Source organism: Protofrankia sp. Cas4 (assembly GCF_963555915.1).
Lineage (GTDB): Bacteria > Actinomycetota > Actinomycetes > Frankiales > Frankiaceae > Protofrankia.
The window spans coordinates 19,893-41,829 of the sequence record NZ_CAUVXL010000138.1 but is presented as its reverse complement, the minus strand read 5'-3'; the positions used below and the strand labels follow the sequence as shown (position 1 = coordinate 41,829).

Here is a 21,937-nt window from a genome sequence, read left to right as displayed (position 1 = left end):
GCTCGTCGGCGGTACCGGCGGCGACCACCCGGCCCCGGTCGATGACGACGATCCGGTGCGCGAGGCGTTCGGCCTCCTCGAGGTACTGGGTCGTCAGCACGACGGTGGTGCCGTCGGTGACCAGGTCTTCGATGAGCGTCCACAGCTCGTTGCGGGTCCGCGGGTCGAGGCCGGTGGTGGGCTCATCCAAGATCAGCACGGACGGGTGTCCGACGAGGCTCGCGCCGAGGTCGAGGCGTCGTCGCATGCCGCCCGAGTAGGTCTTCACCTGGCGGTCGGCGGCCTCGGTGAGCGAGAAACGCTCCAGTACCTCCTGCGCCCGCCGGCGCCGTTCGGCCTTTCCGACGTGGTAGAGCAGCCCGACCAGTTCGAGGTTCTCCCGCCCGGTGAGCATCTCGTCCACGGCGGCGTACTGGCCGGCCAGCCCGATCATGGACCGCAGCCGCTGCGCGTGCCGGACGACGTCGTACCCGGCGATCGTCGCCAGGCCGCTGTCCGGTCGAAGCAACGTTGCCAGGATCCGCACCAGGGTGGTCTTGCCTGCGCCGTTAGGGCCGAGCAGGCCGAGGACCGTGCCGGCGTCAGCACTCAGGTCGACCCCGGCCAGGGCGTCGATCGACCCGAATCGCTTGGTCACCGCTCTTACTTCGATCATCGGCGTTGTCATCGCCCTCCCACTCTCCTCGTCCGGTGACAGCCTTCGTGACAGCCTCGGTGGCAGCCTCATCGTCGACGGCTCCCGGCCCGTTGTCTGCACCTGGCCGGGAGCTGTCGTGGGTCGTCGAGCCGAAACCGCCGCAGAGCAGGTCCCAGAGCAGGTCCCAGCACAGGTTCAGCCGACGGCGCGGGACGTCTGGAACATGGTGTCCAGGGTCACCGGTTCCAGTTTGCGGTCGGCGATGAGCTGCTGGATCTGGTCGAACAACCCGAGGATCGTCTGGTGGTTGGCGTGACCGATCATGATTGTTCCTGGCTGCAGGTAGCGGCGGGCCAGTTCCATGAGCTGCTCGGGGCTGATCAACGTCGAGTCCCCGAAACTTCCGTTCCACAACAGGATCCTGGTGAAGCCGAGTTCGCCCACCAGGGCGTCGACGTGTGCGTTGTGTGCCCCGTAGGGCGGTCGGAACCAGGGACGGGAGGTGATGCCGAAGGTCTGCTCGATCCACTCCTCGTTCCTGTCGATGTCCGCGCGGATCGCGTCGTCGGGGCGACCGAGCAGATTCAGGTGGGTCCAGGTGTGGTTCGCGATCTGGACCTGGCCGGCCTCGATCAGCGGACGGAGGGTGTCGGCGTGGCGGTCCCAGATTGCCCGGTAGGCACCGTTGGGCGCAAAGGTGATCGGGATTGCGGAGCGGCGGGCGAACTCCACGTAGCCGGCCACGGTCTCGGGCGAATATCCGTCATCAATCGTGATCGCGATCCGCCGGGTCGGTGCGGGCGCTCCGAACACCACCGACGGGCTGCCGGGCTGGGCCGGCGGGATCGGTGGGATTGCCGGCTGGGTTGTCGGGCCGACATGCGGCACGCTGGCCGGATTCCCGATGGTCCGCCCGGGAGCGGGCACCGGTGCCGCGATGGGACGCGGCCCGCCGGCGGCGCTGGGTCGTGGTGTCGCAGGTTCGCCCGAGCAACTGGTCAGGGCCTGCGCCGCGCCGACTGCCAGCAGGGTGAGCAGCGTCCGGCGATCCATGGTCGGAACGGTACAAGCCGTTCGAACGGGGTGGGGCCCCGCAGACATTCCCGGTGCCGCGGCGAGACGAAAGGTTCATGATCGCATTAACGCAGGTCGGCCGTGGTCCGACGTTCGGTCTCGTGCCGTCCCTGAAGGTCGTCTCAAGTAAGTACTGCGGCTGGCGGGAGGCTGCTGCTATTGTGACGTGCGTCCCATACTTTATTGAGTTCGACTCGATAAAGTCAGGCCACGTTCCCGGAGGAGCGCATGGACCGGCGCATGGACCGAAGGACCGGGCTCTACATCGACGGCCGCTGGCGGGCACCGAGCGGTGACGGGACGATCGAGGTCGTCGAGGCTGCGACCGAGGAGACCATCGGCGTGGTGCCGGCGGGCGAGGCTGACGATGTCGCCGCCGCCGTCACCGCCGCTCGGGCGGCCTTCCCTGCCTGGTCGACGAGCCCGATCGAGGCCCGGGTCGCGTTGTTGCGGGAGCTCGCCGACGGGCTGGACGCACGCGGTGGGCAGCTGGCGACGATGATGAGCCGTGAGGTCGGCACGCCGCTGGTCACCTCCGAGCGGGTCCAGGTCGGCCTTGGCGTGTCGGTCATCCGCTCGATCGCGGACGTCGCCGAACGGCTGCCCGCCCAGGAGCGGATCGGCTCGTCGATCGTGCTGCGCCTCGCCGCCGGAGTGGTCGGCGCGATCACGCCGTGGAACTACCCGCTGTACCAGCTGACCGCCAAGGTCGCGCCAGCGCTCGCGGCCGGATGCACCGTGGTGGTCAAGCCGAGCAGCGTCGCGCCGCTGGCCGCGTTCGTGCTCGCGGACGTCGCCCACGAGATCGGTCTGCCCGCCGGCGTCCTGAACATCGTGACGGGCCGCGGGGCCGTGGCCGGGGAGACCCTGGTCAGTCATCCCGAGGTCGACCTGGTCAGCCTGACCGGGTCGAGCGCCGCGGGCGCCCGGGTCGCCCAGCTCGCCGCGCCCGGCATCAAGCGGCTGACCCTGGAGCTCGGCGGCAAGTCCGCCTTCATCCTCTGCCCGGATGCCGACCTCGACCGTGCGGTGGACAGCGCCGTGCGCGGCTGCTTCGTCAACAACGGCCAGACCTGTTCGGCGACGACCCGGCTGCTGGTCCCCCGCGACCTGCTCGACGAGGTGGAGGAGCGCCTGGTCGCTCTGGTCGGGGCGCACGTCGTGGGCGACCCGCTGGACCCGGCCACCACGATCGGGCCGGTGGCCTCGGCTGCGCAGGCGCGTTCGATCGCGTCCTACCTGGACAAGGCCGCGTACGAGGGCACCGTGCTCGTCGGCGGTCCAGGTCCCGTGCCCGGGCTCGACCGCGGGTACTTCGTGCGTCCCACCGTGGTGAGCCGGCTGCGCAACGACGCCGTTCTCGCCCGCGAAGAGATCTTCGGCCCGGTGCTCGCGGTCATCCCGGTCGCGGACGTCGACGAGGCTGTCACCGTCGCCAACGACTCCGACTACGGCCTGTCCGGTGCGGTGTTCGCCGCGGACGACGCCGCCGCGGTCGCGGTGGCGCGCCGGTTGCGCACCGGCCAGGTCTCGATCAACGGCGGCCGGTTCAACGTGCGAGCGCCGTTCGGCGGTTTCCGGCGTTCCGGTGTGGGCCGTGAGCTGGGCGAACACGGGCTGGCGGAGTACTTCGAGCTGATGTCGCTACAGCTGCCGGCGGATGCCGGCCGTGCGTCGGGGCCGGCCGTGGCATGACTGACGGCGGGCTGGAGCATGACGGCGAGTTACAGCATGGGGTCGGGGTTCTCGCCGCCGGTCCGGCTGACGCGGTCACCGCCTGGGCGGGGCTGGACGCCGCCGGCATCGCAGCCGCGGTCGTGGCGTCCCTGGCCGCCGCGGAACAGACGGTGAGCTGATGTCGGCAGACAGCAGCGACAACCAGCCGCCGGGCACGGTCGTCGTGACTGGAGCGGCCCAGGGCATCGGACGCGCGTTGGCCCACCGCCTCGCCCACGACGGCCACACGTTGGTGCTCGTCGACCTCGTGGCCGAGTCGCTGCGCCGTGTCGCCGACGATCTCGGCGCCCGCGCGGTCGTGCTCGACGTCACCGATGCGGACGCGGTCGCAGGCCTGGTGCAGGCCGCGCCGGACTGCACGATGCTGGTGAACAACGCCGCCCTCGTCATCGAAGGCGCGCTGGCGGACACCAAGGCCGCGGACGCGCGCAGAGTCCTCGACGTCAACGTCGTCGCGCCGTTGCTGGTGTCCCAGACGCTGGCGCCGATCATGGCGGCCCAGGGCGGCGGCAGCATTGTGAACCTCTCCTCGGTCACTGCCCGTTACCACCCGCCCGGGACCGGGCTGTACAGCGCGTCCAAAGCCGCGCTGGAAGGGCTGACTCGGGCGCTCGCGGTGGAGTTCGGGCCGCTGGGTATCCGCTGTAACGCGGTGGCGCCCGGCACGATTCCGACCCCGGGCTCCGACGCCCATTACGGCGACGAGAACGCGCGGATGCGGCGGGCGGCGGTGCTGCCGCTGCGCCGGCTCGGCACGGTGGACGACATCGCCGAGGCCGTGGTGTTCCTGCTCTCGTCGCGCGCAAGCTATGTGACCGGTGAGGTTCTCGCTGTCGACGGTGGCTACACGGTCGCGGGCGGTCACTTCTTCCGGCTTGCTCGGTCCACCCGAGATGGAGACAGCAGATGACCATTGACGCCCAGTCGTGTCCGTTTCCAGGGCTTGACCTGTCCAGCCCGCAATTCCTCGCGGCGCCGGAGGACTGGTACGCCCGGATGCGGGAGCAGGCACCGGTCTGCTTCGCGCCGGGCAACGGCTGGTACGTCGTTGCCAGCGCCGAACTCGTCCGCGAGGTCCTGCGTGACACGGCGACCTTCTCCTCCGCGGGCCTGAGCAAGCATGCACCGCCGCCGCCGGAGGTCGCCGAGGAAGTGGCCGCGATCCGCGCCCGCGGCTGGCCCTACGTTCCGGCGCTCGGGACCAATGATCCGCCCCGGCACACCCAGTTGCGCAAGCTCGTCAACAAGGCGTTCACCCCGCGGGCGCTGGCCTGGATGGAGCCGCTGGTCCGCCAGACCGCCGATAATCTTGCCGCTGCCTTACCCGACGGTGAGCAGGTCGACTTCTACACCGCATTCGCGGAGCCGTTGCCGGCCTGGGCGATCTGTCGGGTGCTGGGGCTGGCTGACTCACGCCGTGGCGATGTCCGACGGTGGACGCTCGCGGCCACGGCCACCATCGGTGCCCGGCCGGACGCGGCGGGCTGGATCAGTACTGAGGAGGACCTCCTCGACTACCAGCAGGCGATCGCCGCCGAGGTCGACCGGTGCCGCGAGGAGCCGGGGGAGGGACTGCTGTCGCAGCTGGTGGCCGCCGCCGGCGACCTCGGACCCGGCGAGGAGCCGATCGAGCTGGCGCACCTGCTCACGTTGGTACGTGAGCTGCTGGTCGCCGGGAACGAGACGACCGGTCGGCTGATCGCGGCAGCGGTCTACCTGCTGGACCGGCACCCGGGGGAGTGGGAGCGGCTGCGTGCCGACCCGCAGCGGGCGGGCGCGATCGTGGAGGAGGCGCTGCGGTGGTCGACCCCGGCCCAGGTCGCCTACCGTCGCGTCACCCGGGACGTCCGGCTCGGTGGTGTCGACATTCCCGCCGGATCCCGCCTGGTGGTGTCCTTCGCCTCCGCCAATCGGGACTCGCTGGCTTTCGCGGGTCCCGACGGTTTCGATCCCGACCGGCCGGGCGCACGGACCCATGTGGCTTTCGGCCAGGGGCCGCACATGTGCGTGGGCGCCGGGCTTGCCCGCATCGAGGGCGTGACGGCCCTGCAGGTACTCGCGGAACACGTCGACTCTCTTGCCGTGGTCAACCCCGGGCAGCTGCGCTACACCCCGAGTTTCATGGTGCGGGGCCTGGACTCGTTGCCCGTGATCGTGCGCCGCCGTCCCGCTGTGCGGGAGAACGCGTAGTGACCGCCTCCTGGCACCGGTGTCCTCGTCCGGTTATCGTGCCTTCTATCTGTATGTGAAGTAAAGAAACTCAGTGGATTGATCATGGCTTGACCATGTTCCCGAGGAGGGGGTCCGCATGTCGACCCGACGTCCGTTCCGTTTCGCTGTCCAGAGCTACCGGGCGGCTGACGCCCGGGAATGGAAGGACACGGTCCGCCGGGTCGAGGAGCTGGGCTATTCGGCCCTGCACGTCTGCGACCACTACATCGGGGCCGGGCCGGCGATGGATCCCACCGGTCATCGGCCGGTGACGCTCGCGCCGGTGCCGGCCATGGCCGTGGCCGCCGAGGTCAGCTCGGTGCTGCGGATCGGCTGTCGCATGTTCTGCGTGGGTTACCACCAGCCGGTGGTGCTGGCCAAGGAGATCGCGACGCTCGCGGTCCTGGCCGAGGGCCGGATCGAGGCCGGCCTGGGCGCCGGCTGGCTGGAGGCCGAGTACACCGCGATGGGGGTGCCGTTCGACAGCGGGGCGCACCGGGTCGATCTCCTGGCCGAGGTGCTGGAGCTGCTCGACATCTGGTTCGCCGGCAAGGATGTCGCCGTGGACGGTGGCCAGGTGCGGGCAGCGGGCTTCGCCCCGCTACCCGTCCCGAAGCTGCGGCCGCCGCTCATGGTCGGCGGCGGCTCGCCGCGGGTGCTGCGCCTGGCCGGCGAGCGCGCCGACATCGTCAGCATCAACTTCGACAACCGGTCCGGGGTCATCGGACCGGCCAGCATCGCGGGTTCCGGGCCGGAGCAGACCCACCGCAAGCTGGCCTGGGTCCGCCAGGGCGCGGGAGAGCGGTTCGACGACATCGAGCTGGAGACCGCGGCCTACTTCGTCGCGATCGAGGGTGCGGCGGGAACGACCGAGGCCGAGCTGTCGGCCCAGACCGGCCTGGACGCGGCGGGTCTACGCGCGTTCCCGCACGCGTTGGTGGGTTCGGTGGACGAGATCTGCGACCAGCTTGAGCGGCGGCGCGAGGAGTACGGCTTCTCCTATATCACCGTCGGCGACCGGGTGCTCGACTCCTTTGCACCCGTGGTCGCCCGGTTGACCGGTCGCTGAGAAACGGATGCGCGGAGAAACGGATTCAGGGGTGCAGGACACCGCGGTTACCGTCGGTCCATATGCGGGTGAGTTCCCGGCGGGTGAAGCGCCAGCCCTCGGGCGTGCGGCGCAGCTGGTCGTCATAGCGCGCGCCGATGGTGTAGAGCTCGCCGCCCGGCACGCCGTGCCGCACGTGCTGGGCGTGGACGTAGGCGGTGTGCTCGGCGGTGTCGCCGTGTACTCGCACCACCGAGTTGGTGATCTGATGCTGGGTGGCGTCCAGCGATTCGAGTACGGACCGCAGCGACTTGATGATCGCGTTCTGGCCGGTCAGGTCGCCGATGGACCCGCCATAGGTGCACACCGCGTCGTCGGTGAACAGGCCATCCAGGGCTGCCCAGGTCCTGGTGTCCAGAGCGGTGGCATAGGCCGCCACCACGTCGAGGATGGCGCCCCGGTCGGCGAGTTCGGCGAGTTCGGCGAGCTGTCGGGCGAGCGCTGCTGGTACGGGGGCTGTCGTCATGGTGCTGGACCGTACCGCCGGTCGGCATGGTTTGTCATGGGTGACTACAGAAAGTCCATCCAGAACGTTCATCCAGATAAGATCTTTTCCGATGAAAGCGATGAAAGCGATGAAAGCGAGGACGCCGATGGTGACACCGCCGGTACGGGGCTGGGAGGACCTCTCCGCTTTCACGCTCGACGACGACGGCGAGGCGGAGCTGCTCGCGCAACAGACGGAGTGCACCGTGGTCTGGGTGAACGCGACGGGGCATCCTCTCGGCGCGGTGGTCAACTACATGTTCCGTCGGGGTCGTTTCTGGGTGACGGCCACGGACTGGCGGCCACGGGTCGCAGCGATGCGCCGTGACAACCGGGTGTCCGTCGTGGTGAGTAGCAAGGGCTCCGGCATCCCGGCGCGGCGCTCGCTGACCTACCGGGGGCTGGCCGTCGTCCACGACGACCGTGCGACCAAGGACTGGTTTCTGCCGGAGTTCGCCGCGGCGATGCGACCCGGTGATCCGGCCAAGCAGGCGGAGTTCGCCCGCTTGCTCGATTCGACGGCCCGGGTGATCATCGAGGTCGTTCCGCAGCGGCGTACCGGCTTCGACGGGGCGAAGATGTGGGCCACCGCACCGCAGGTGGCACCCGAGGACCTGGGCGCCCAGTGAGCGCGGGTCTGGACGCAGCCGCGCCGGACGATCTCGGCGGTGTGACGCTGGCGTTTCACACCCTGGCGCCGCTGGAGCCACTGCGGCGGGCTCAGGTGGCCCGCGCCGCCGGCTTCACCTCCATCGGCCTGAGCCTGAGCTGGTTGCGCGACTGGCTGGCTGCCGGGCACAGCCTGGCCGAACTGGAGGACCTGTGTGCCGAGGCCGGTGTCGTCGTGGGGGAGCTGGAGGCGTTGCGGCCGTTTGGCGCAGCGCCCGACGCGGCCGAGGACCTCTGTTGGAGCGCCGCGGACCGGCTACGGGTTCCCTACGTCGGCGCTCTCGGTTCCTACGAAGGCGGTCTGGATGAGGCTGCGGCTCGGTTCGCCGCCCTCTGCGACCGGGCGGCGGGCGTGGGTGGGGGTGGCGGTGTCGTGGTCGGCATCGAGTTCCTGCCGTTCACCAATCTGCCCGACGCGGCCACGGCGGCGTCGGTCGTGCGCGCGGCCGGTCGCGCCAACGGCGGGATCTGCGTGGATGTCTGGCATGTCTACCGCGGCGGCCAGACCCTGGACGATCTCACCGCCGGTATCTGGCCGTCCGTGGTGCGGGTGCAGCTGTCCGACGGACCGCTGGTGGCCGAGGACGACGACCTGTTGGCCGACTGCCTGGCCAACCGGCGGCCACCCGGTGACGGCGAGTTCGACCTGGCCGGTGTGCTGACCGCCGCGACCCGGTACTGCCCGCAGGCGGGTATGTCGATCGAGGTTCTGTCCAACCGCCTGCGTGCGCAGCCGCCGGCGGAGATCCTACCGTTACTCGCCGGCAGGCTGCGATCACTGTTGCGGGGCCGCGATCAGCCCGTCCCGACCTGATCGTCCATTTTTGATCATTCGGTACTTAGAGCGCCCGGCAATAGCCCCGCGACGCCGCGTCCCCTATTGCCGGGCGCTCTTACTGTCGACATTCTATAGTTTCTTGGTTGTGATGGGCGTCACGACATCTTGCGATCATGGAGGTGTGACGGTTGGTCGACGATCATGAAAGCGCACCCTTCGCCACCGCGGACGGCGGCCTGACCACCGGCAGCCCGCCGGCGGCGCAGGCGGGCTCCCACCGGTTCGCCCAGCGCGTTCCCCTGATTCGAGAAGCTGGAAGGCGAGGACTGTGACCGCGATGTCGCCATCGGCTCCCTCGGCGGTCATGACCCAAGCGTTGGAGGTCGGGATCGTCGTCGCCGACCTGGCCGGTATGGTCCGCTTCTACACCGAGGCGCTGGGATGTAGTGAGGTCCACCGTTCCGATGTCCCGGCCGAGCTCAACGCGCAGCTGGGCCTGGGCGGGGCGACCACGGTGGTCTGGCTACGCACGCCGTGGGGAGAACGGATCAAGCTGGTGCGTCCCACCGCCGACACGGCTGCGGTCACCCCCGCCGTGCCGATCGCCACCCGCCGCGGCCTTGCCTACCTGACCTTGTACGTCACCGACGCCGCAGCGGTCGCCGAGCGGATGCGCCACGGGGGAGCGAGCCCGCGCTCGGACCCGGCGCTGGTCGAGGCGAGCGGGCGGCGGATCGCCTTCTGGGCCGATCCCGAGGGTAACGTCATCGAGCTGGTCGAGGATCTTCGGCAGGCCTGATGAGCCCGGCCTGATGAGCCCGGCCTGATGAGCCCGGCCTGATGAGCCCGGCCGGGTGAGCCCGGCTGCGCGGGTCGGGCACACTTCCCGGACTTTCTGTTGACAACACATAGTTAGTGCCATGTAATGGCCGTCACATCAATGACGGCCACCACATGGATGTCCGTACTGGCGCCTGGCGTCAGGGGAGAAGGGACGCGTCGTGCAGAGCTGGGTCGCAGACTGGGAGCGCAGCCCGCGGCTGCCGCATTACACCAGGGCAAACGCGGGCGAGACGCTGCCCGAGCCCGCGAGCCCGTTGGGCTGGACGCTCGCCTATGTGCACGTGCTGCGGGCCTGGCGGCAGGGCTTCATCGACATCGGCGTCTACCGCGAGGATGAGCTGTCGATCGACCGGCCCGAGATCGCGGGGCTCTTCGGGAGCTACTTCTACCTGAACCTGTCCCACATGAGGCTGTTCTCCCTGCGTCTGGGCATGCCGGTGGAGCAGACCGACCTGGCCTTCGTCGGCCAGCGCCCCGACATCCCCGCCTACGTTTTCCATCCCGACCATGTGGACGCCGAGCGCTCGGCGGCTGCCGGCGCCTCGGTGCAACGGTTGCTCGCGGTCACGGAGTTCACCGATGCCGTGGCGGACCGCGAGCGTGTGCGGGCGATGCGCCGTGACCGGCCCGACCTCACGGCCCTGTCCGACGCCGAGCTGGTCGCCCGGGTCCGGGCGCTGCTCGACGAGAGCGAGAAGAGCATCTTCTACCGGCACCTGGTCTCCACCCTCCCGGCGAGCTTCGGGCCCGGCATCCTCGGACCGCTGTGCGAAAGCGTGGGCCGCGGTGGCGATCTGCTCGATCTGATCAGCGGCATCGGCGACATCGACTCCGCCTCGCCGGCGGTGGGGTTGTGGAACCTGTCGCGCATCGTGGTGGGGTCCGGCGAGCTGGCCGCGTTGTTCGACAAGGGCTCGGCCACGGTGGCCGCCGCGCTGGACACCGATGCCACCGGCGACGTCGGTGCGTTCCGCGATGCCTTCGCCGCGTTCCTCGGCGACTACGGTGATCGCGGTCCCAACGAGTGGGACATCCACTCCCTGCCGTGGGAGGTGGACCTGACCGCGGCGCTCACCCTGGTCGACCGGCTCCGCAACAGCCCGGAGTCGCACTCGCCGGCGGTGCGCCACGAGGCACTCGCCGCCCGCCGGACACAGACCGCGGCGGAGATCCGCACGGTGCTCGCCGACAACGCGCAGGCGCTGGCCACGTTCGACGTGGGCATGCAGGCCGTCGACGTCTGGATGCCCGCGCGGGAACGCACCAAGGCCAACTGTGTCGCCGCCCTGCACGAGATCCGGATGACAATCCGTGAGCTCGGTCGCCGCGGTGTCGTGGCCGGCCGTTTCGGTCGGCCCGAGGACGTCATGATGCTGCTCGCGGATGAGCTCGACGCCTACCTCGCCGACCCGGCCCGCTTCACCGAGGTCATCGCACAGCGGCTGGTCGAATACGGCGAGCTCGCCGAGCTGGAGCCGCCGTTCTTCGTCGCGCAGGACCCCGACATCGAGCGCTGGCCGCGCCGGGACCGGGAGCGTCCGGAGCCGGCGATCGTGGGGGATGTGTTCACCGGCGTCGGAGGCAGCCACGGGACCTATACCGGCCGCGTTCGGGTGGTCACCGATCTGGCCGAGTGTGACGCTCTCGAACCCGGCGAGGTCCTCGTCTCCCCGATCACGGACGCGGCGTGGACGCCGCTGTTCCTCGTGGCCGGCGCGGCCGTGGTGGACGTGGGTGGGCTCAACAGCCACGCGGTCGTGGTCTGCCGGGAGCTCGGCATCCCGTGTGTCATCTCGGTGGGGGACGGCACGTCGCGGCTGCGCGACGGTGTTGAAGTGACTGTGGACGGCAACGCCGGCACTGTCACGGTGCTCTCGGCCGCGCCCCTGGCCGCCGCAGGCACCACCGGAGTCTGAGCCCCGTCCGCGTGTCATCGTCCACCCGGGTTTCGTCGCCCGCCCGGCGTCTGAGCCCGTCCGCGTGTCATCGTCCACCCGCCCGCATATCGGGTCTGTACTCCTGAACCACTCGCAGTGGGTGATGTACCGCAGCCCTGGGTGGACAGAATCGGTGACGGAGAAGCTCCGGGCTGATGTCGCACGGCTCGTGATGGTGTCGCTCGCGCACACCATCACCGATGGGCGACAGGGTGACGGACACGGTCGCAGACGACAAGGTGGCGGATGATGGCTGATCAGGAATATGACCGGGGATTTCAGCCCAGTCGAGGACTCCTGATAGGCGGGGGCCTGCTCGTCGGGATCGGTGGCCTGTTGGGGGCGACGGGCATGGTTGTGCTCAGCGTCGCGGTGGTGTCGGCGACCCGGCGCTGGGCGGAGCAGCTGGAGGTGCCGCCCAGCGAGATCGCGAAACTCAAGGTGGCGCAGGCCAGGGCGGCCACCTCAGCGGCCACATCAGCTGGCGCCGACGCCTGGCGCGGTGGAACTCCGAGCGGCTCGCCGTCCTCGCCGTCCTCGCCGTCCTCTCCGTCCTGACGGCGGCCCGGCCGCTCTTTGGGGTTCGCCGTTCGGACGGCGGCCCGGCCGCTCTTTGGGAACGATGTGAATCTGGTGCTGTGGGAAGAGCATCAGATTCACATCGTTGAGCCGTGCGGGTGGGATGACCCGTCGTGCTCGCGACAGTGGCGTTTGGATCTCCCAATGAGGGCTTACCGTCGGGAACCGTGAGTGTCTATGCTCAATCCCGACGCCGAGTGGGAGAGTGCATGGCCGATCAGATCATGCTGGGCAAGACGGCCCGGGTCACTGGGACGATCATGCCGGGTGTAGTGGGCGAGGTGATGGTCTCCGTGCGCGGGGGTGCGGAGGCGTTCCACGCCTATGCCGCTGAGGACGGTGTGACGATCGCGGTCGGAGCGCGGGTTCTCGTCGTGGAGTATCACCCACCCCGTACCGTGTTCGTCACCAGATTGTGAATACGCCGGTGCTGTTCCCGCCGGTGCTGTTCCTGCCGGGCCGGCCGGTGTATTCCCGTAATCTCGGCGGTCCATGATCTCAGCAGAGGAGATCCAGTGATCCCGATCCTCATCGCAGCGGGTGTGGGCATCATCTTCGTCGTGGGCGTCGTCAAGTTGATGTGGCGCGTGGCGGAACCTAATGAAGCCTTGATCATTTCAGGTTTACGAGCATACCGGAACCCGGACAATGCCGTGGCCGAAAGCCTCGGTTTCAAGATTGTGACCGGGAAGGGAGTCCTGGTCATGCCGGGCGGACAGAATGTCCGTCGCCTCTCCCTGGACCTGCAGGCCGCCCAGTTGAGCGTCGACTGCGTCACCCAACAGGGAATCCCCGTGGGTGTGCGCGGTGTAGTGATCTTCAAGGTCGGGGACGATTACGCCTCGATCGCCAATGCCGCCCGAAGGTTCCTCGACCAGCAGAACAAGATGGAAGCCCGGGTGCACAATGTGTTCGCCGGTCATCTCCGGGCGATGGTCGGCCAGCTCACCATCGAGGATATGATCAGGGATCGGGAGAAGTTGACGGCCCTGACCCGGGCGAGTTCCGGCACGGAGATGCAGAAACTCGGCCTGATCGTCGACTCCCTGCAGATTCAGGAGATCGACGACCCCACCGGCTACATCAAGAACCTCGGGCGTCCTCATGTCGCCGCCGTGGCCTCCCTGGCGCGGATCGCCGAGGCCCAGGCCGATCGGGAGGCGACCGAACAGGAGCAGATCGCCGCCGCGCTCAAGGCCGAGGCCGCTCGGAACAGCGCGATCAAGCAGTCGGGTTTCCAGGCCGAGGTCGACGAGGCCGCAGCGCGGGCGCAGCAGGCCGGCCCGCTGGCCGAGGCAACCGCCCACCAGCAGGTGGTGGTCGAGCAGACCAAGGTCGCCCAGCTGGAGGGTGATCGGGAGGAACAGCGCCTACAGGCGACGGTCCGCAAGCCGGCGGACGCCCGCGCCTACGAGCAGACCACCCTGGCGCGTGCCAGTCGCGACGCACAGATCAGCGCGGCGGAGGCGAGCGCCCAGGAGACAACGCTGGTGGCTGCGGCGCAGGCCGAGTCGACCCGGATCATCGGGGATGCTGACGCTCATGCCCGGCGCGCGATCGGTGAGGCTGATGCCGCCACCCTGGCGGCGAAGGGACTGGCGGCGGCTGAGGCGATCAGGGCACGGGCGGACGCTCTTTCGGTGAACCAGGATGCGGTGATCGGCCAGCAGCTCGCCGAGCAGTGGCCGGCCATCGTCGAGGCGGCGGCGAAGCCCTTCGGCGACGTCGACCAGATGATTCTCCTCAACGGCGCGACCGGTATCGCCGAACTGCTGACCCAGGCGTTATCCCAGGGCAGCGCAGGCCTTCAGCTCGCACGGTCGCTGCTCTCGGGCCAGTCACAGTCCGGCCAGTCACAGTCCGGCCAGGCACCGGCCGGTCGTTCACCGGCCGACAACGGATCCGTGAGCATTCCGGCACCGAAGGTCGACATTTCCGTACCGAAATCCGCCACCCTGGACACCGCCTTACCGGCCGAGGAATCCGACGACGTGTAGCCCACCCGCGTCCCGACCTTCTGGGTGATCCGGCCGAGCCGCTGGATCGGGACAGATCGGGCAGCGCGACCGAGCCGTGTCAGCCGTCGTCGGGACGCCTTCGGTTGTCTTCAGGCCCGTCGTCCATGCCTCGGCCACCGTGGCGAGGTCGCCCTCAGCCCGCGGTGACGGGGCTACCAAGGATGTAGCGGAATGGTCACGCCACGGAAAAGGCCGCCCGAGGGCGAACTCGGCGAGACGGACAAGAAGTGCAACGCCGAGCTCTCCGCTCTTCGGGCATCCGTCGAGCGAGTCGTCGCGCAATTCAAGTCGTGGCGCATACTCCATACCGACTATCGATGCCCATACCGCACCTACCACGATGCATACGATGCGACTCGTGGATTATTTTTCTTTTCAATTTCATGGGGTTTTGAATAACCCGCTGGATTGCCGTAGCGGCTGGATCGTTCAATTCGCCCAGAATCCCGCCACGCGGCCGGCATCGTCGAAGCCGAAGAAGGAGACCCCTGCCTTGTTAGTCGGCAATCTGTCCGCGCCGTAAGTCCTCAGCGCTACGTTGATCTTCTGTGTACTCCACTTTGTAATATCCAGACAGAGTTCCGCTTGGGCATCCGCCAGCCGCAGCGTCTGACAGATACGGCATCGGTGCGTCCGGGCGCAACGCAGTCGGACGAGTTCCGTCGTCACCGAATCCAGGGCCTGGCCGCGTACCACGGCGTCCTGATACGTCGCGAGCACCTTCCGCATGGAAAGGTCGAGGTGCGGCTCGCTCTTCGCGGTGTCGGCCACGGCTGACGTCGGAGCAGGCGCCGCTGCCGCTTCAACGACTGGCGCCAGCAGGACCTGCGCGACCATCTGCAAACGCTGGGTGAATTCGATGGCATACAGCGCGCCGACGAAATCGGACAATTCTGTGCGCCCCAGCTGGTGAGCCAAGACGTCGAGCGCCGCCGTCGTCATCCCGCTGACATCCATGACGAACTGTTCGGCGAAGGCCAGGCATTCGCGTTCCACGGGCGAGAAGTGCGTCGACGTCGAATACGCAGGCAGATCATCGATCTTCGCCTCGGAAAGATCTCCAGTGCGAGCAGCCGGGGACCGGGCCGCTTCGCCGGCCCGGTTACCGATTAGGCAAGCCACCCGTAGCCGCATGAGTTCGAGCAGCGCCGGTTCGGCAGTACGCCAGGCGTGTTCGTTGACGCGGTCCAGCAACTTGGGTGGCGTCCGGACGGAGAGCGCACAGCTGGCCGGGAAGCCGCCATATCGAATGATCCGCAAGGCCGATGTCGGCCGAAACCAAGTTACTGATCATAGAATAAAATTACCATCGCCGGCCAGGGTGCCACAGCCCATCGCCCCAGTCGTAGCGTGCGGGTGGAACCCGGACGCGGCGGTCCTTGGCGACTTTCAACATCCCTGGTAATCTACATGGTTACTGGATTTGTCATCAAGTAAGTAACTCGGGATGGTTAACGCGGTGCGCAATGCGCGCCCACCCCGGGAGTCGAGGGCGGGAGATATCAGATGGGTAAGCTGGATGGCCGGGTCGCGTTGATCACCGGAGCCGCACGTGGGCAGGGCCGAGCGCACGCGGTGGCACTGGCCGGCGAAGGTGCGGACATCATCGCGACCGATCTCTGCGCGGACATCCCGGTGTGCGACTACCCGCTCGCCACCCTCGAGGATCTTGCCGAGACCGGGCGCTTGGTCGAGAAGCTCGGTCGCCGGGTGGTGGCCCACCAGGTCGACGTCCGGGACGCACCGGCCATGCGGGCCGCGGTGGACAGCGGGGTGGCCACGCTTGGGCGACTGGACATCGTGGTCGCCAACGCCGCGATCGCCCCCATCGGAGCGGACCCCCGGCACGACCCGGACGAGCTGTGGGCGGCGACGCTCGACACCAACCTCACCGGCGTCTGGAACACGCTCGCACCGGCAATCCCGCATCTGGTGGCCGGGGCACGTGGCGGGGCCATCGTGCTCACCAGCTCCACTGCTGGGCTCAAGGGCATTGTCAACGGCTCGGTGGGCGCCACCGCCTACACCGCAAGCAAGCACGGGGTGGTCGGCATCATGCGGGCGTTGGCTCTGGAGCTCGCGCCACACTCGATCCGGGTCAACACCGTGCATCCGACCGGCGTCAACACCCCGATGATCCGTAATGAGCACATCGAGCGGCACCTCCAGCAGGGGCCTGAGCGCGGCGCGAGTATGGCCAACCCGCTGCCGGTCCCCGCGCTCGAACCCGAGGACATCGCTGACGCCGTGCTGTGGCTGGTCTCCGACGCGGCGAAGTACGTCACCGGCGTCGCGTTGCCGGTCGACGCCGGCTTCACCGCGAAGTAGACGCGAAGTAGAACAGCGGAGGCCGAGGCCGCCTACAGCGATGCTGCCAGGAGATCTTCAGAGGGAGCTGTACAACCGCACCCCGGCATCCAACCTCGACGTCGACGACGCTCTGCTCGCAGACGGGAGCAGGGGTGGATTCTCACCCATCCAGGATGTCGACCAGGTGTGTTCGACGATCGGGTGACAGCTACTGACAACCGGGGACGGAAGGCAGAAGGCAGGTGAATACCGGGGGGTCAACATAGCCGGGGCAGTTCGGCTGGGCGTGGGGTCAGCTGGGCGGGACCGTCCCGCCGTCGACGCCGATCACCTGGCCGTTGACGGAGGACGCGGCCGGTGCGGCGAGGAAGGCGACCACAGCGGCGACCTCGTCCGGTTGCGCGGGACGGCCGGCGGCGATGCTGGCAACCAGGCTCGCGTGGCGCTGCGGGGAGATCCGGCCGGCCACCAGTTCGGTGCCGGCCGTGTAGCCGGGGGAGACCACGTTGGCTGTGACGCCGTCGGGGCCCAGACGTGCGGCGAGTGAGAGCACCCAGCCGTGCAGGGCTGCCTTGGCCGCGACATAGGGCGCGCTCGCGCCACCGGTCGCGGCGGATTGCGAGCCCACCAGGACGACCCGCCCGCCGGGCCGGCGCAGCAGCGGTTCCAGGGCGTGGGTAAGCAGCACGGCCGAGAGCAGGTTCGCCCGCAGGGCCGTCATCCATGCCTCGGCCACCGCGGCGAGGTCGCCGTCAACCCGCGGCGACGGGGAACCCGCGTTGTTGACGACGACGTCGACCCGGCCGGACCGCTCCTGGACCACGTCGGCGACCCGCTGCACGTCCGCCGGGTTGGTGAGGTCGGCGGCCTGCCAGGTCACCGAGGCCCCCGTCACCGAGGCCCCCGTCGCCGAGGCCCCCGTCGCCGAGGCCACAGTGAGTTCCGCCGCCGTGCGTTCCAGCACGTCCGCGCGGCGCCCGAGAATGAGCACGTCGAGGCCGTCGTCACCCAGGGCCGCGGCGATCGCCCGGCCGATTCCCGTACCACCGCCGCTCACCACGGCTAACCGGTTACCCATCGTGGTTGCCGGCGAGTGGCACCTGTCCTGTGTGTCGATCCCGCTGCACGACTCGGCCCTCCACAGGTCTGAACGATAGTTACTGAAGATACATACCGCTAAGTCGTCGGCATTCGGCGGTTGTGGTTCAACCCCGACGGGGCCCGGTGGCGCCGCAACAGGGCCTCAGGCCCCGACGATGCGCTCGGCCAGCGCGGCGGTCTCCCGCAGGAATCGGCGCTGCCCGAGCCCTTCGAGGACGGCGTCCTCGGCCAGCCAGGATGCCGCCGCCGTCTCGACCAGCGAGAGCAGGCCGGTCGCCATCACCCCGGCTTCCGCGGGCCGGATCCGTCGTTCGGGGGACTTCCTCGCGTCCACCGCCCGGGTGAACAGCTCCATGAGCTCGACCCGGGTCTCCCGGCGTAGGGCCTCAGCGGCGAGGTTCGCCCCGGACGAGGTCACGAAGTAGACCGTCGCCGCAGGTCGGTGTTCCTCCAGCCAGCCGAGCAGGCCTGTCAGCAGGTCACCGATGGCCCCGTTACCGATGGTCCCGTTCTCAGCTGACCTGGCGGTGACCCGGTCGTCCAGCTCGGTGACAAGTGCCCTGCTGAAGGTCCGCATGGCCTCGAGTAGAATATCGATCTTGGATGGAAAATGGTAGTAGACCGCAGCCGAGGTCATCCCGGCCTCGTCCGCGATGTCGGCGACGGTCACCGTTTCCAGACCGCGCATGGCGAACAGCCGCGTGGCGGCGTCGATCACGTCGCTGCGCCGCGACGGTCGGTGGGCGGGCCGTTTGGGACTACCGTTTCCGTCAGAGCTTTCAGTCATGTGACGCCGATTCTCCCAACCGGCTGGCGGCCCCGGGGGCTCCGGGGTCTGTTGGGTCATCATGGTCGGGCCGGTGTGGCATCAGGTCAGGAGGTTCCCTGTGACGGAGCTTGCGGAGCTGCCGGAGCGGGGCAGACAACCCGCGCACCGTCCCTCCAAGCGCCAGTTGATCGTCACCGCCGCCATCGGGGTTTTCGCCCGTAAGGGCTTCGACGCGGCCGGCATCCAGGATATCGCCGAGGCGGCGCAGGTCGTTCCCACAGCGGTGTATTACCACTTCTCCGGCAAGGAGGAGCTCTTCGACGTCGCCCTGCGGCGGGTCGTGGGCGCGACCAACGCCGTCGTCGCGCAGGCACGGTCCGACGACGAACCAGGCGACATCACCGCGTTGCGTCGGGTCACCGGCGCGGTCTGGGACTGGATCGAGGCGCATCCCGACGAGGCGCGCCTGCTCTACCTGCACATGCCCGGCGCCACCCAGCAGGCCCGGGTGTTGCGGCGGGACTTCGAGGAGCTGCACATCCAGCGGTCGTTCGACTACATCGTCTCGTCCCGGATGCCCACGACGCGGCGTTCCGCCGCAGCCAAGCACGCAACCCAGACGCTCGCCGTGCGTACCCTCACCCATCTGCTGATAGCCATCCATCCGATGCGCATGGATGACGGTCCGCTCAGCAGTCAGCCACCGAAGGCCCTGCGCCGGGCCCTGGACGCCATGTCTGAGCGGATACTCACCGTCGACTGAGAGTCGAGTCGTCGACTGAGTGCCGAGTTTCAGCGCGCCCGGCCACGCTCCGGCCGCGGACAGATGTTGGCGCGACGGGCTACGCCAGTTACTGTAGCCGCCATCACAAAAGCAACTCCAGAAAGAGCGCCGTGCCCTCGGTCGCTCTCAGACGAGGAGTCCGATGGTGGCTACTCCCGTGCTCCGCGTGCTACGGCTGTCGAAGACGTTCCCGGGGCAGCGCGCCCTGGTGGACGTCGACATCGACGTCGAGCCCGGTGAGGTACGTGCCCTGGTCGGTCAGAACGGCTGCGGCAAGTCGACGTTGATCAAAATATTGGCCGGTTTCCACGAGCCGGATGCCGGTAGTCAGGTCACCGTCGTCGATCGGCCGTTGGCATTCGGTGACCCCACCTCGTCGGATGCCGCCGGGCTGCGTTTCGTCCATCAGGACCTCGGTCTCGTCGCGACGCTTGACACAGTCGACAACCTCGCGCTGGGTCACGGCTACGAAACCGGCCGGCTCGGCCTGATTCGCTGGCGCCAGGAACGGGCCGGGGCCCGCAGCGCAGTGCGCGACCTCGGCTACGACTTCGACATCAGCCGGCCCGTGGGTGCTCTGGCGGCGAGCGAGCGGACCGCGGTCGCGGTGGCGCGCGCGCTGTCGCGGCATGCCACACCGCCGCGGGTGCTCGTCCTCGACGAGCCTACGGCCAACCTGCCGGCCGCCGAGGCGCAGCGCCTGTTCGCGCTGGTCCGCAGCGTGCGCGATGCCGGTGTCGCGGTCATCTTCGTCTCGCACCATCTGGACGAGGTCTTCGGGCTCTGCGACACCGTGAGCGTGCTGCGCGACGGCGCTCTGGTCACCACCCGGCCCACCGCCGGGCTCGACGAGGCCGACCTGGTCGAGCTGATGATCGGCCGCAAGCTGGCGCAGTACGACGTGCCGCCGGCCGAAGCGGCCCACCAGGGTGAGGTGGCCCTCGACGTCCGCACCCTGGAGACCACCGCCCTGCGAGGGGTCGACCTGACCGTGCACTCCGGGGAGGTCGTCGGGGTCGCCGGCCTCACCGGCTCCGGCCGTGAGGAGTTGGCACTCGCGCTGTTCGGCGGCTGTCCGCGCGCAGGGGTCGTGGCCGTCGCGGGCAAGGCCGTTCCGCAGCTGCGTCCAGACCTTGCCATGCGGTCCGGCATGGGGCTCGTGCCTGCCGAGCGGCACGCCAACGCGGCGTTCCTCGATGCGGATCTGCAGGAGAACGTCGTGGTGGCGAGTCCGACCGCGTTCAGCCGCCGGGGCCTGCTGCGCCGGGGCAGCGAGCGGTCGGACGTCGCCCGCTGGCTGGACCGGTTGAACGTGGCGCCGGCCGGTGCCGAACGGGCCATGTCGACGCTGTCCGGCGGCAACCAGCAGAAGGTCGTTCTGGCCCGTTGGCTGCGTCGCGAGCCTCGGGTCCTGGTTCTCGACGAACCGACGCAGGGCGTCGACATCGGGGCGAAGGCCGAGATTCATGCGCTGGTCGACCGGGCCGCGGCGGACGGTGCGGCTGTCGTGGTCGTCTCCACCGACCATGACGAACTGGCGCGGCTGTGCGGACGCGTGCTCGTCCTCGCGGGCGGCCGTGTCGTGGATGAGTTACACCGCGCCGACCTGCACGCGGACCGCATCACGGCCGCAGCGGTCGGTCACACCCTCAGGAGCGCGTCATGACGACAGAAGCAGCGCAACCAAAAAATGCCGCCGGGATCGCTGTCACTGACGGTGTCACCGCCGGGGCCGCCGCTGCCGGCCCGGACCCGCGACAGAGCGCGGTCGTCAGCCGCCGGCTGCCAAGGCCGAAGCTCGGGCTCGGGCTCGATCGGTTCAGCGGCCTGTATGTCTGGCTTCTGATCATCATAGTGTTCGGCAGTTGGCTGCCGGACACCTTCCTGCGGAGCGACAACTTCCAGATCATTGCCGGCGACCAGGCAATAACTGCGATGCTCGCCCTGGGATTGATCGTACCGTTGGCCGCGGGCGTGTTCGACCTGTCCTGCGCGGCGACGTTGGGGTTCGCGGTGGCGGTGGTCACCTGGCTGCTCCAACAGGGCTTCAACCCCGTTCTCGCGGTGCTGCTCGCGATCGGCTCCGGCGCGTTCATCGGGTTGGTCAACGGTCTGGTCGTGGTGCGGCTGAACGTGGACTCCTTCATCGCCACGCTCGGCATGAGCAGTATTCTTGCCGCCGCGGCCTACTGGGTCACTGATGGTGAACAGATCGTCAACACCGCCTCGAAGACCTTTCTTGACGCCGGTAGCACCCGGTTGTGGGGGATCTCGCTGCCCTTCTACTACATGGTGCTGCTCGCGGTGATCCTCTACGTCGTCATCGACCACACACCGGTGGGCCGCTACCTCTACGCGGCAGGTGGCAACCCGCAGGCGGCCCGCCTGGCCGGCCTACGGGTTGCCCGGATCACCTGGGGTTCGCTTATCACCTCGGGGACGATCGCGGCGCTGACCGGCGTCATCCTCGCGGCCAAGCTGGGCTCGGCCTCCCAGGATGTGGGACCCCCCTACCTGCTGCCGGCCTTCTCGGCGGTGTTCCTCGGCTCCACCCAGATCAAGGCCGGGCGGATGAACGTCCTCGGTACGTTGGTTGCGATCTACCTCCTCGCGACCGGCGTCAAGGGCCTGCAGCTCGCCGGATCGCCGTCCTACGTCAACAACCTTTTCAACGGGCTTGCCTTGATCATCGCGGTGGCGCTGGCGGCTCGTACCTACCGGCGGCGTTGATCGGCGGCGTTGATCGGCGGCGTTGACCGGCGGCGTTGATCGGCGAGGCCGACGGGCGAGGCTGGCAGGCTCCGCGGTGGTCGCTCGATGCAAGTAACTTGACACGCTCCTAAGTAAGTGAGAGTGTCCGCCGTCACATCACATTTTGATGGATTACGGCCGGTAG

General features: G+C 68.8%; 24 protein-coding genes and 1 pseudogene. 19 read left to right on the top strand and 6 right to left on the bottom strand.

From position 1 onward, the window contains the following. The coding region (locus tag U9979_RS13140; protein WP_322779605.1) for an ABC transporter ATP-binding protein at positions 1–667 on the bottom strand (667 nt) is incomplete at its 3' end. 165 nt (positions 668–832) lie between these two features. Further along, entirely contained in the window at positions 833–1,690 is an 858-nt protein-coding gene (locus U9979_RS13135) for a polysaccharide deacetylase family protein (RefSeq protein WP_322779604.1), read from the bottom strand. A 261-nt stretch (positions 1,691–1,951) separates the two neighbouring features. Between U9979_RS13135 and U9979_RS13130 the strand changes: the two genes are divergently transcribed. The 5 genes from U9979_RS13130 to U9979_RS13110 all read left to right on the top strand — a co-directional run bounded on the left by U9979_RS13130 (position 1,952) and on the right by U9979_RS13110 (position 6,728). Continuing rightward, on the top strand, positions 1,952–3,406 hold the full coding sequence (locus U9979_RS13130) for an aldehyde dehydrogenase family protein (RefSeq protein ID WP_322779603.1): 1,455 nt from the start codon (positions 1,952–1,954) through the stop codon (positions 3,404–3,406). Beyond that, positions 3,403–3,567, top strand: a complete 165-nt coding sequence (locus U9979_RS13125; protein ID WP_322753549.1) for a hypothetical protein — start codon at positions 3,403–3,405, stop codon at positions 3,565–3,567. The genes U9979_RS13130 and U9979_RS13125 overlap by 4 nt, the downstream gene beginning before the upstream one ends. Continuing rightward, on the top strand, positions 3,567–4,358 hold the full coding sequence (locus U9979_RS13120) for an SDR family oxidoreductase (RefSeq protein ID WP_322779602.1): 792 nt from the start codon (positions 3,567–3,569) through the stop codon (positions 4,356–4,358). The genes U9979_RS13125 and U9979_RS13120 overlap by 1 nt, the downstream gene beginning before the upstream one ends. Beyond that, positions 4,355–5,638 (top strand): cytochrome P450, encoded by a 1,284-nt coding sequence (locus U9979_RS13115; protein ID WP_322751753.1) that lies wholly within the window; start codon positions 4,355–4,357, stop codon positions 5,636–5,638. Before U9979_RS13120 ends, U9979_RS13115 begins: the two co-directional genes overlap by 4 nt. 118 nt (positions 5,639–5,756) lie before the next feature. Continuing rightward, positions 5,757–6,728, top strand: coding sequence for a TIGR03621 family F420-dependent LLM class oxidoreductase (locus U9979_RS13110; RefSeq protein WP_322751752.1), 972 nt, complete (start codon positions 5,757–5,759; stop codon positions 6,726–6,728). A 25-nt stretch (positions 6,729–6,753) separates the two neighbouring features. On the opposite strand, the gene U9979_RS13105 is transcribed toward U9979_RS13110, so the two are convergent. Continuing rightward, complete coding sequence (locus tag U9979_RS13105; RefSeq protein WP_322751751.1) at positions 6,754–7,233, bottom strand: nuclear transport factor 2 family protein; 480 nt, start codon at positions 7,231–7,233, stop codon at positions 6,754–6,756. Between the two features lie 127 nt (positions 7,234–7,360). Here U9979_RS13105 and U9979_RS13100 point away from each other — a divergent pair, with 127 nt between their 5' ends. From U9979_RS13100 to U9979_RS25205, 9 genes and pseudogenes are all read left to right on the top strand, one after another. Continuing rightward, positions 7,361–7,882 (top strand): pyridoxamine 5'-phosphate oxidase family protein, encoded by a 522-nt coding sequence (locus tag U9979_RS13100; protein WP_322779601.1) that lies wholly within the window; start codon positions 7,361–7,363, stop codon positions 7,880–7,882. Further along, positions 7,879–8,736: a sugar phosphate isomerase/epimerase family protein gene (locus tag U9979_RS13095; protein WP_322779600.1), complete on the top strand. Its 858-nt coding sequence runs from the start codon at positions 7,879–7,881 to the stop codon at positions 8,734–8,736. Before U9979_RS13100 ends, U9979_RS13095 begins: the two co-directional genes overlap by 4 nt. Before the next feature lie 152 nt (positions 8,737–8,888). Further along, positions 8,889–9,032, top strand: coding sequence for a hypothetical protein (locus U9979_RS13090; RefSeq protein ID WP_322779599.1), 144 nt, complete (start codon positions 8,889–8,891; stop codon positions 9,030–9,032). Between the two features lie 5 nt (positions 9,033–9,037). Continuing rightward, positions 9,038–9,499 carry a VOC family protein gene (locus U9979_RS13085; protein WP_322779606.1) on the top strand — a complete coding sequence of 154 codons (462 nt, stop codon included), beginning with the start codon at positions 9,038–9,040 and terminating at the stop codon, positions 9,497–9,499. A gap of 202 nt (positions 9,500–9,701) precedes the next feature. Next, positions 9,702–11,459 carry a PEP-utilizing enzyme gene (locus tag U9979_RS13080; RefSeq protein ID WP_322779598.1) on the top strand — a complete coding sequence of 586 codons (1,758 nt, stop codon included), beginning with the start codon at positions 9,702–9,704 and terminating at the stop codon, positions 11,457–11,459. A gap of 270 nt (positions 11,460–11,729) precedes the next feature. Then, on the top strand, positions 11,730–12,038 hold the full coding sequence (locus tag U9979_RS13075) for a hypothetical protein (RefSeq protein WP_322779597.1): 309 nt from the start codon (positions 11,730–11,732) through the stop codon (positions 12,036–12,038). Positions 12,039–12,268: 230 nt separating this feature from the next. Further along, positions 12,269–12,478, top strand: coding sequence for a hypothetical protein (locus U9979_RS13070; protein WP_322747041.1), 210 nt, complete (start codon positions 12,269–12,271; stop codon positions 12,476–12,478). Positions 12,479–12,574: 96 nt separating this feature from the next. Next, the gene (locus U9979_RS13065; protein WP_322779596.1) at positions 12,575–14,056 is read left to right on the top strand and encodes an SPFH domain-containing protein; all 1,482 of its coding nucleotides are present in this window, start codon (positions 12,575–12,577) and stop codon (positions 14,054–14,056) included. Between the two features lie 180 nt (positions 14,057–14,236). Beyond that, positions 14,237–14,476 (top strand): annotated as a pseudogene (locus U9979_RS25205) (transposase family protein); the annotation flags it as partial. Positions 14,477–14,506: 30 nt separating this feature from the next. Here U9979_RS25205 and U9979_RS13060 read toward each other — a convergent pair. Next, a complete protein-coding gene (locus U9979_RS13060; RefSeq protein WP_322779595.1) occupies positions 14,507–15,337 on the bottom strand; it encodes a hypothetical protein in 831 nt (276 codons plus the stop codon). Between the two features lie 246 nt (positions 15,338–15,583). Between U9979_RS13060 and U9979_RS13055 the strand changes: the two genes are divergently transcribed. Together U9979_RS13055 and U9979_RS13050 are read left to right on the top strand one after the other, a co-directional pair. Further along, positions 15,584–16,405, top strand: coding sequence for a mycofactocin-coupled SDR family oxidoreductase (locus U9979_RS13055; RefSeq protein ID WP_322747044.1), 822 nt, complete (start codon positions 15,584–15,586; stop codon positions 16,403–16,405). Between the two features lie 40 nt (positions 16,406–16,445). Beyond that, a complete protein-coding gene (locus tag U9979_RS13050) occupies positions 16,446–16,592 on the top strand; it encodes a hypothetical protein (protein WP_322779594.1) in 147 nt (48 codons plus the stop codon). Positions 16,593–16,679: 87 nt separating this feature from the next. On the opposite strand, the gene U9979_RS13045 is transcribed toward U9979_RS13050, so the two are convergent. Both U9979_RS13045 and U9979_RS13040 read right to left on the bottom strand, forming a co-directional pair. Next, positions 16,680–17,465 (bottom strand): SDR family oxidoreductase, encoded by a 786-nt coding sequence (locus U9979_RS13045; RefSeq protein ID WP_322779593.1) that lies wholly within the window; start codon positions 17,463–17,465, stop codon positions 16,680–16,682. A 165-nt stretch (positions 17,466–17,630) separates the two neighbouring features. After that, complete coding sequence (locus U9979_RS13040) at positions 17,631–18,275, bottom strand: helix-turn-helix domain-containing protein (RefSeq protein WP_322754711.1); 645 nt, start codon at positions 18,273–18,275, stop codon at positions 17,631–17,633. 100 nt (positions 18,276–18,375) lie between these two features. On the opposite strand from U9979_RS13040, the gene U9979_RS13035 reads away from it, so the two are divergent. From U9979_RS13035 to U9979_RS13025, 3 genes are all read left to right on the top strand, one after another. Next, entirely contained in the window at positions 18,376–19,020 is a 645-nt protein-coding gene (locus tag U9979_RS13035; RefSeq protein WP_322747047.1) for a TetR/AcrR family transcriptional regulator, read from the top strand. A gap of 163 nt (positions 19,021–19,183) precedes the next feature. Then, positions 19,184–20,707 (top strand): sugar ABC transporter ATP-binding protein, encoded by a 1,524-nt coding sequence (locus U9979_RS13030; RefSeq protein ID WP_322779592.1) that lies wholly within the window; start codon positions 19,184–19,186, stop codon positions 20,705–20,707. After that, the gene (locus tag U9979_RS13025; RefSeq protein WP_322779591.1) at positions 20,704–21,771 is read left to right on the top strand and encodes an ABC transporter permease; all 1,068 of its coding nucleotides are present in this window, start codon (positions 20,704–20,706) and stop codon (positions 21,769–21,771) included. The genes U9979_RS13030 and U9979_RS13025 overlap by 4 nt, the downstream gene beginning before the upstream one ends. Positions 21,772–21,937: the final 166 nt, after the last annotated feature.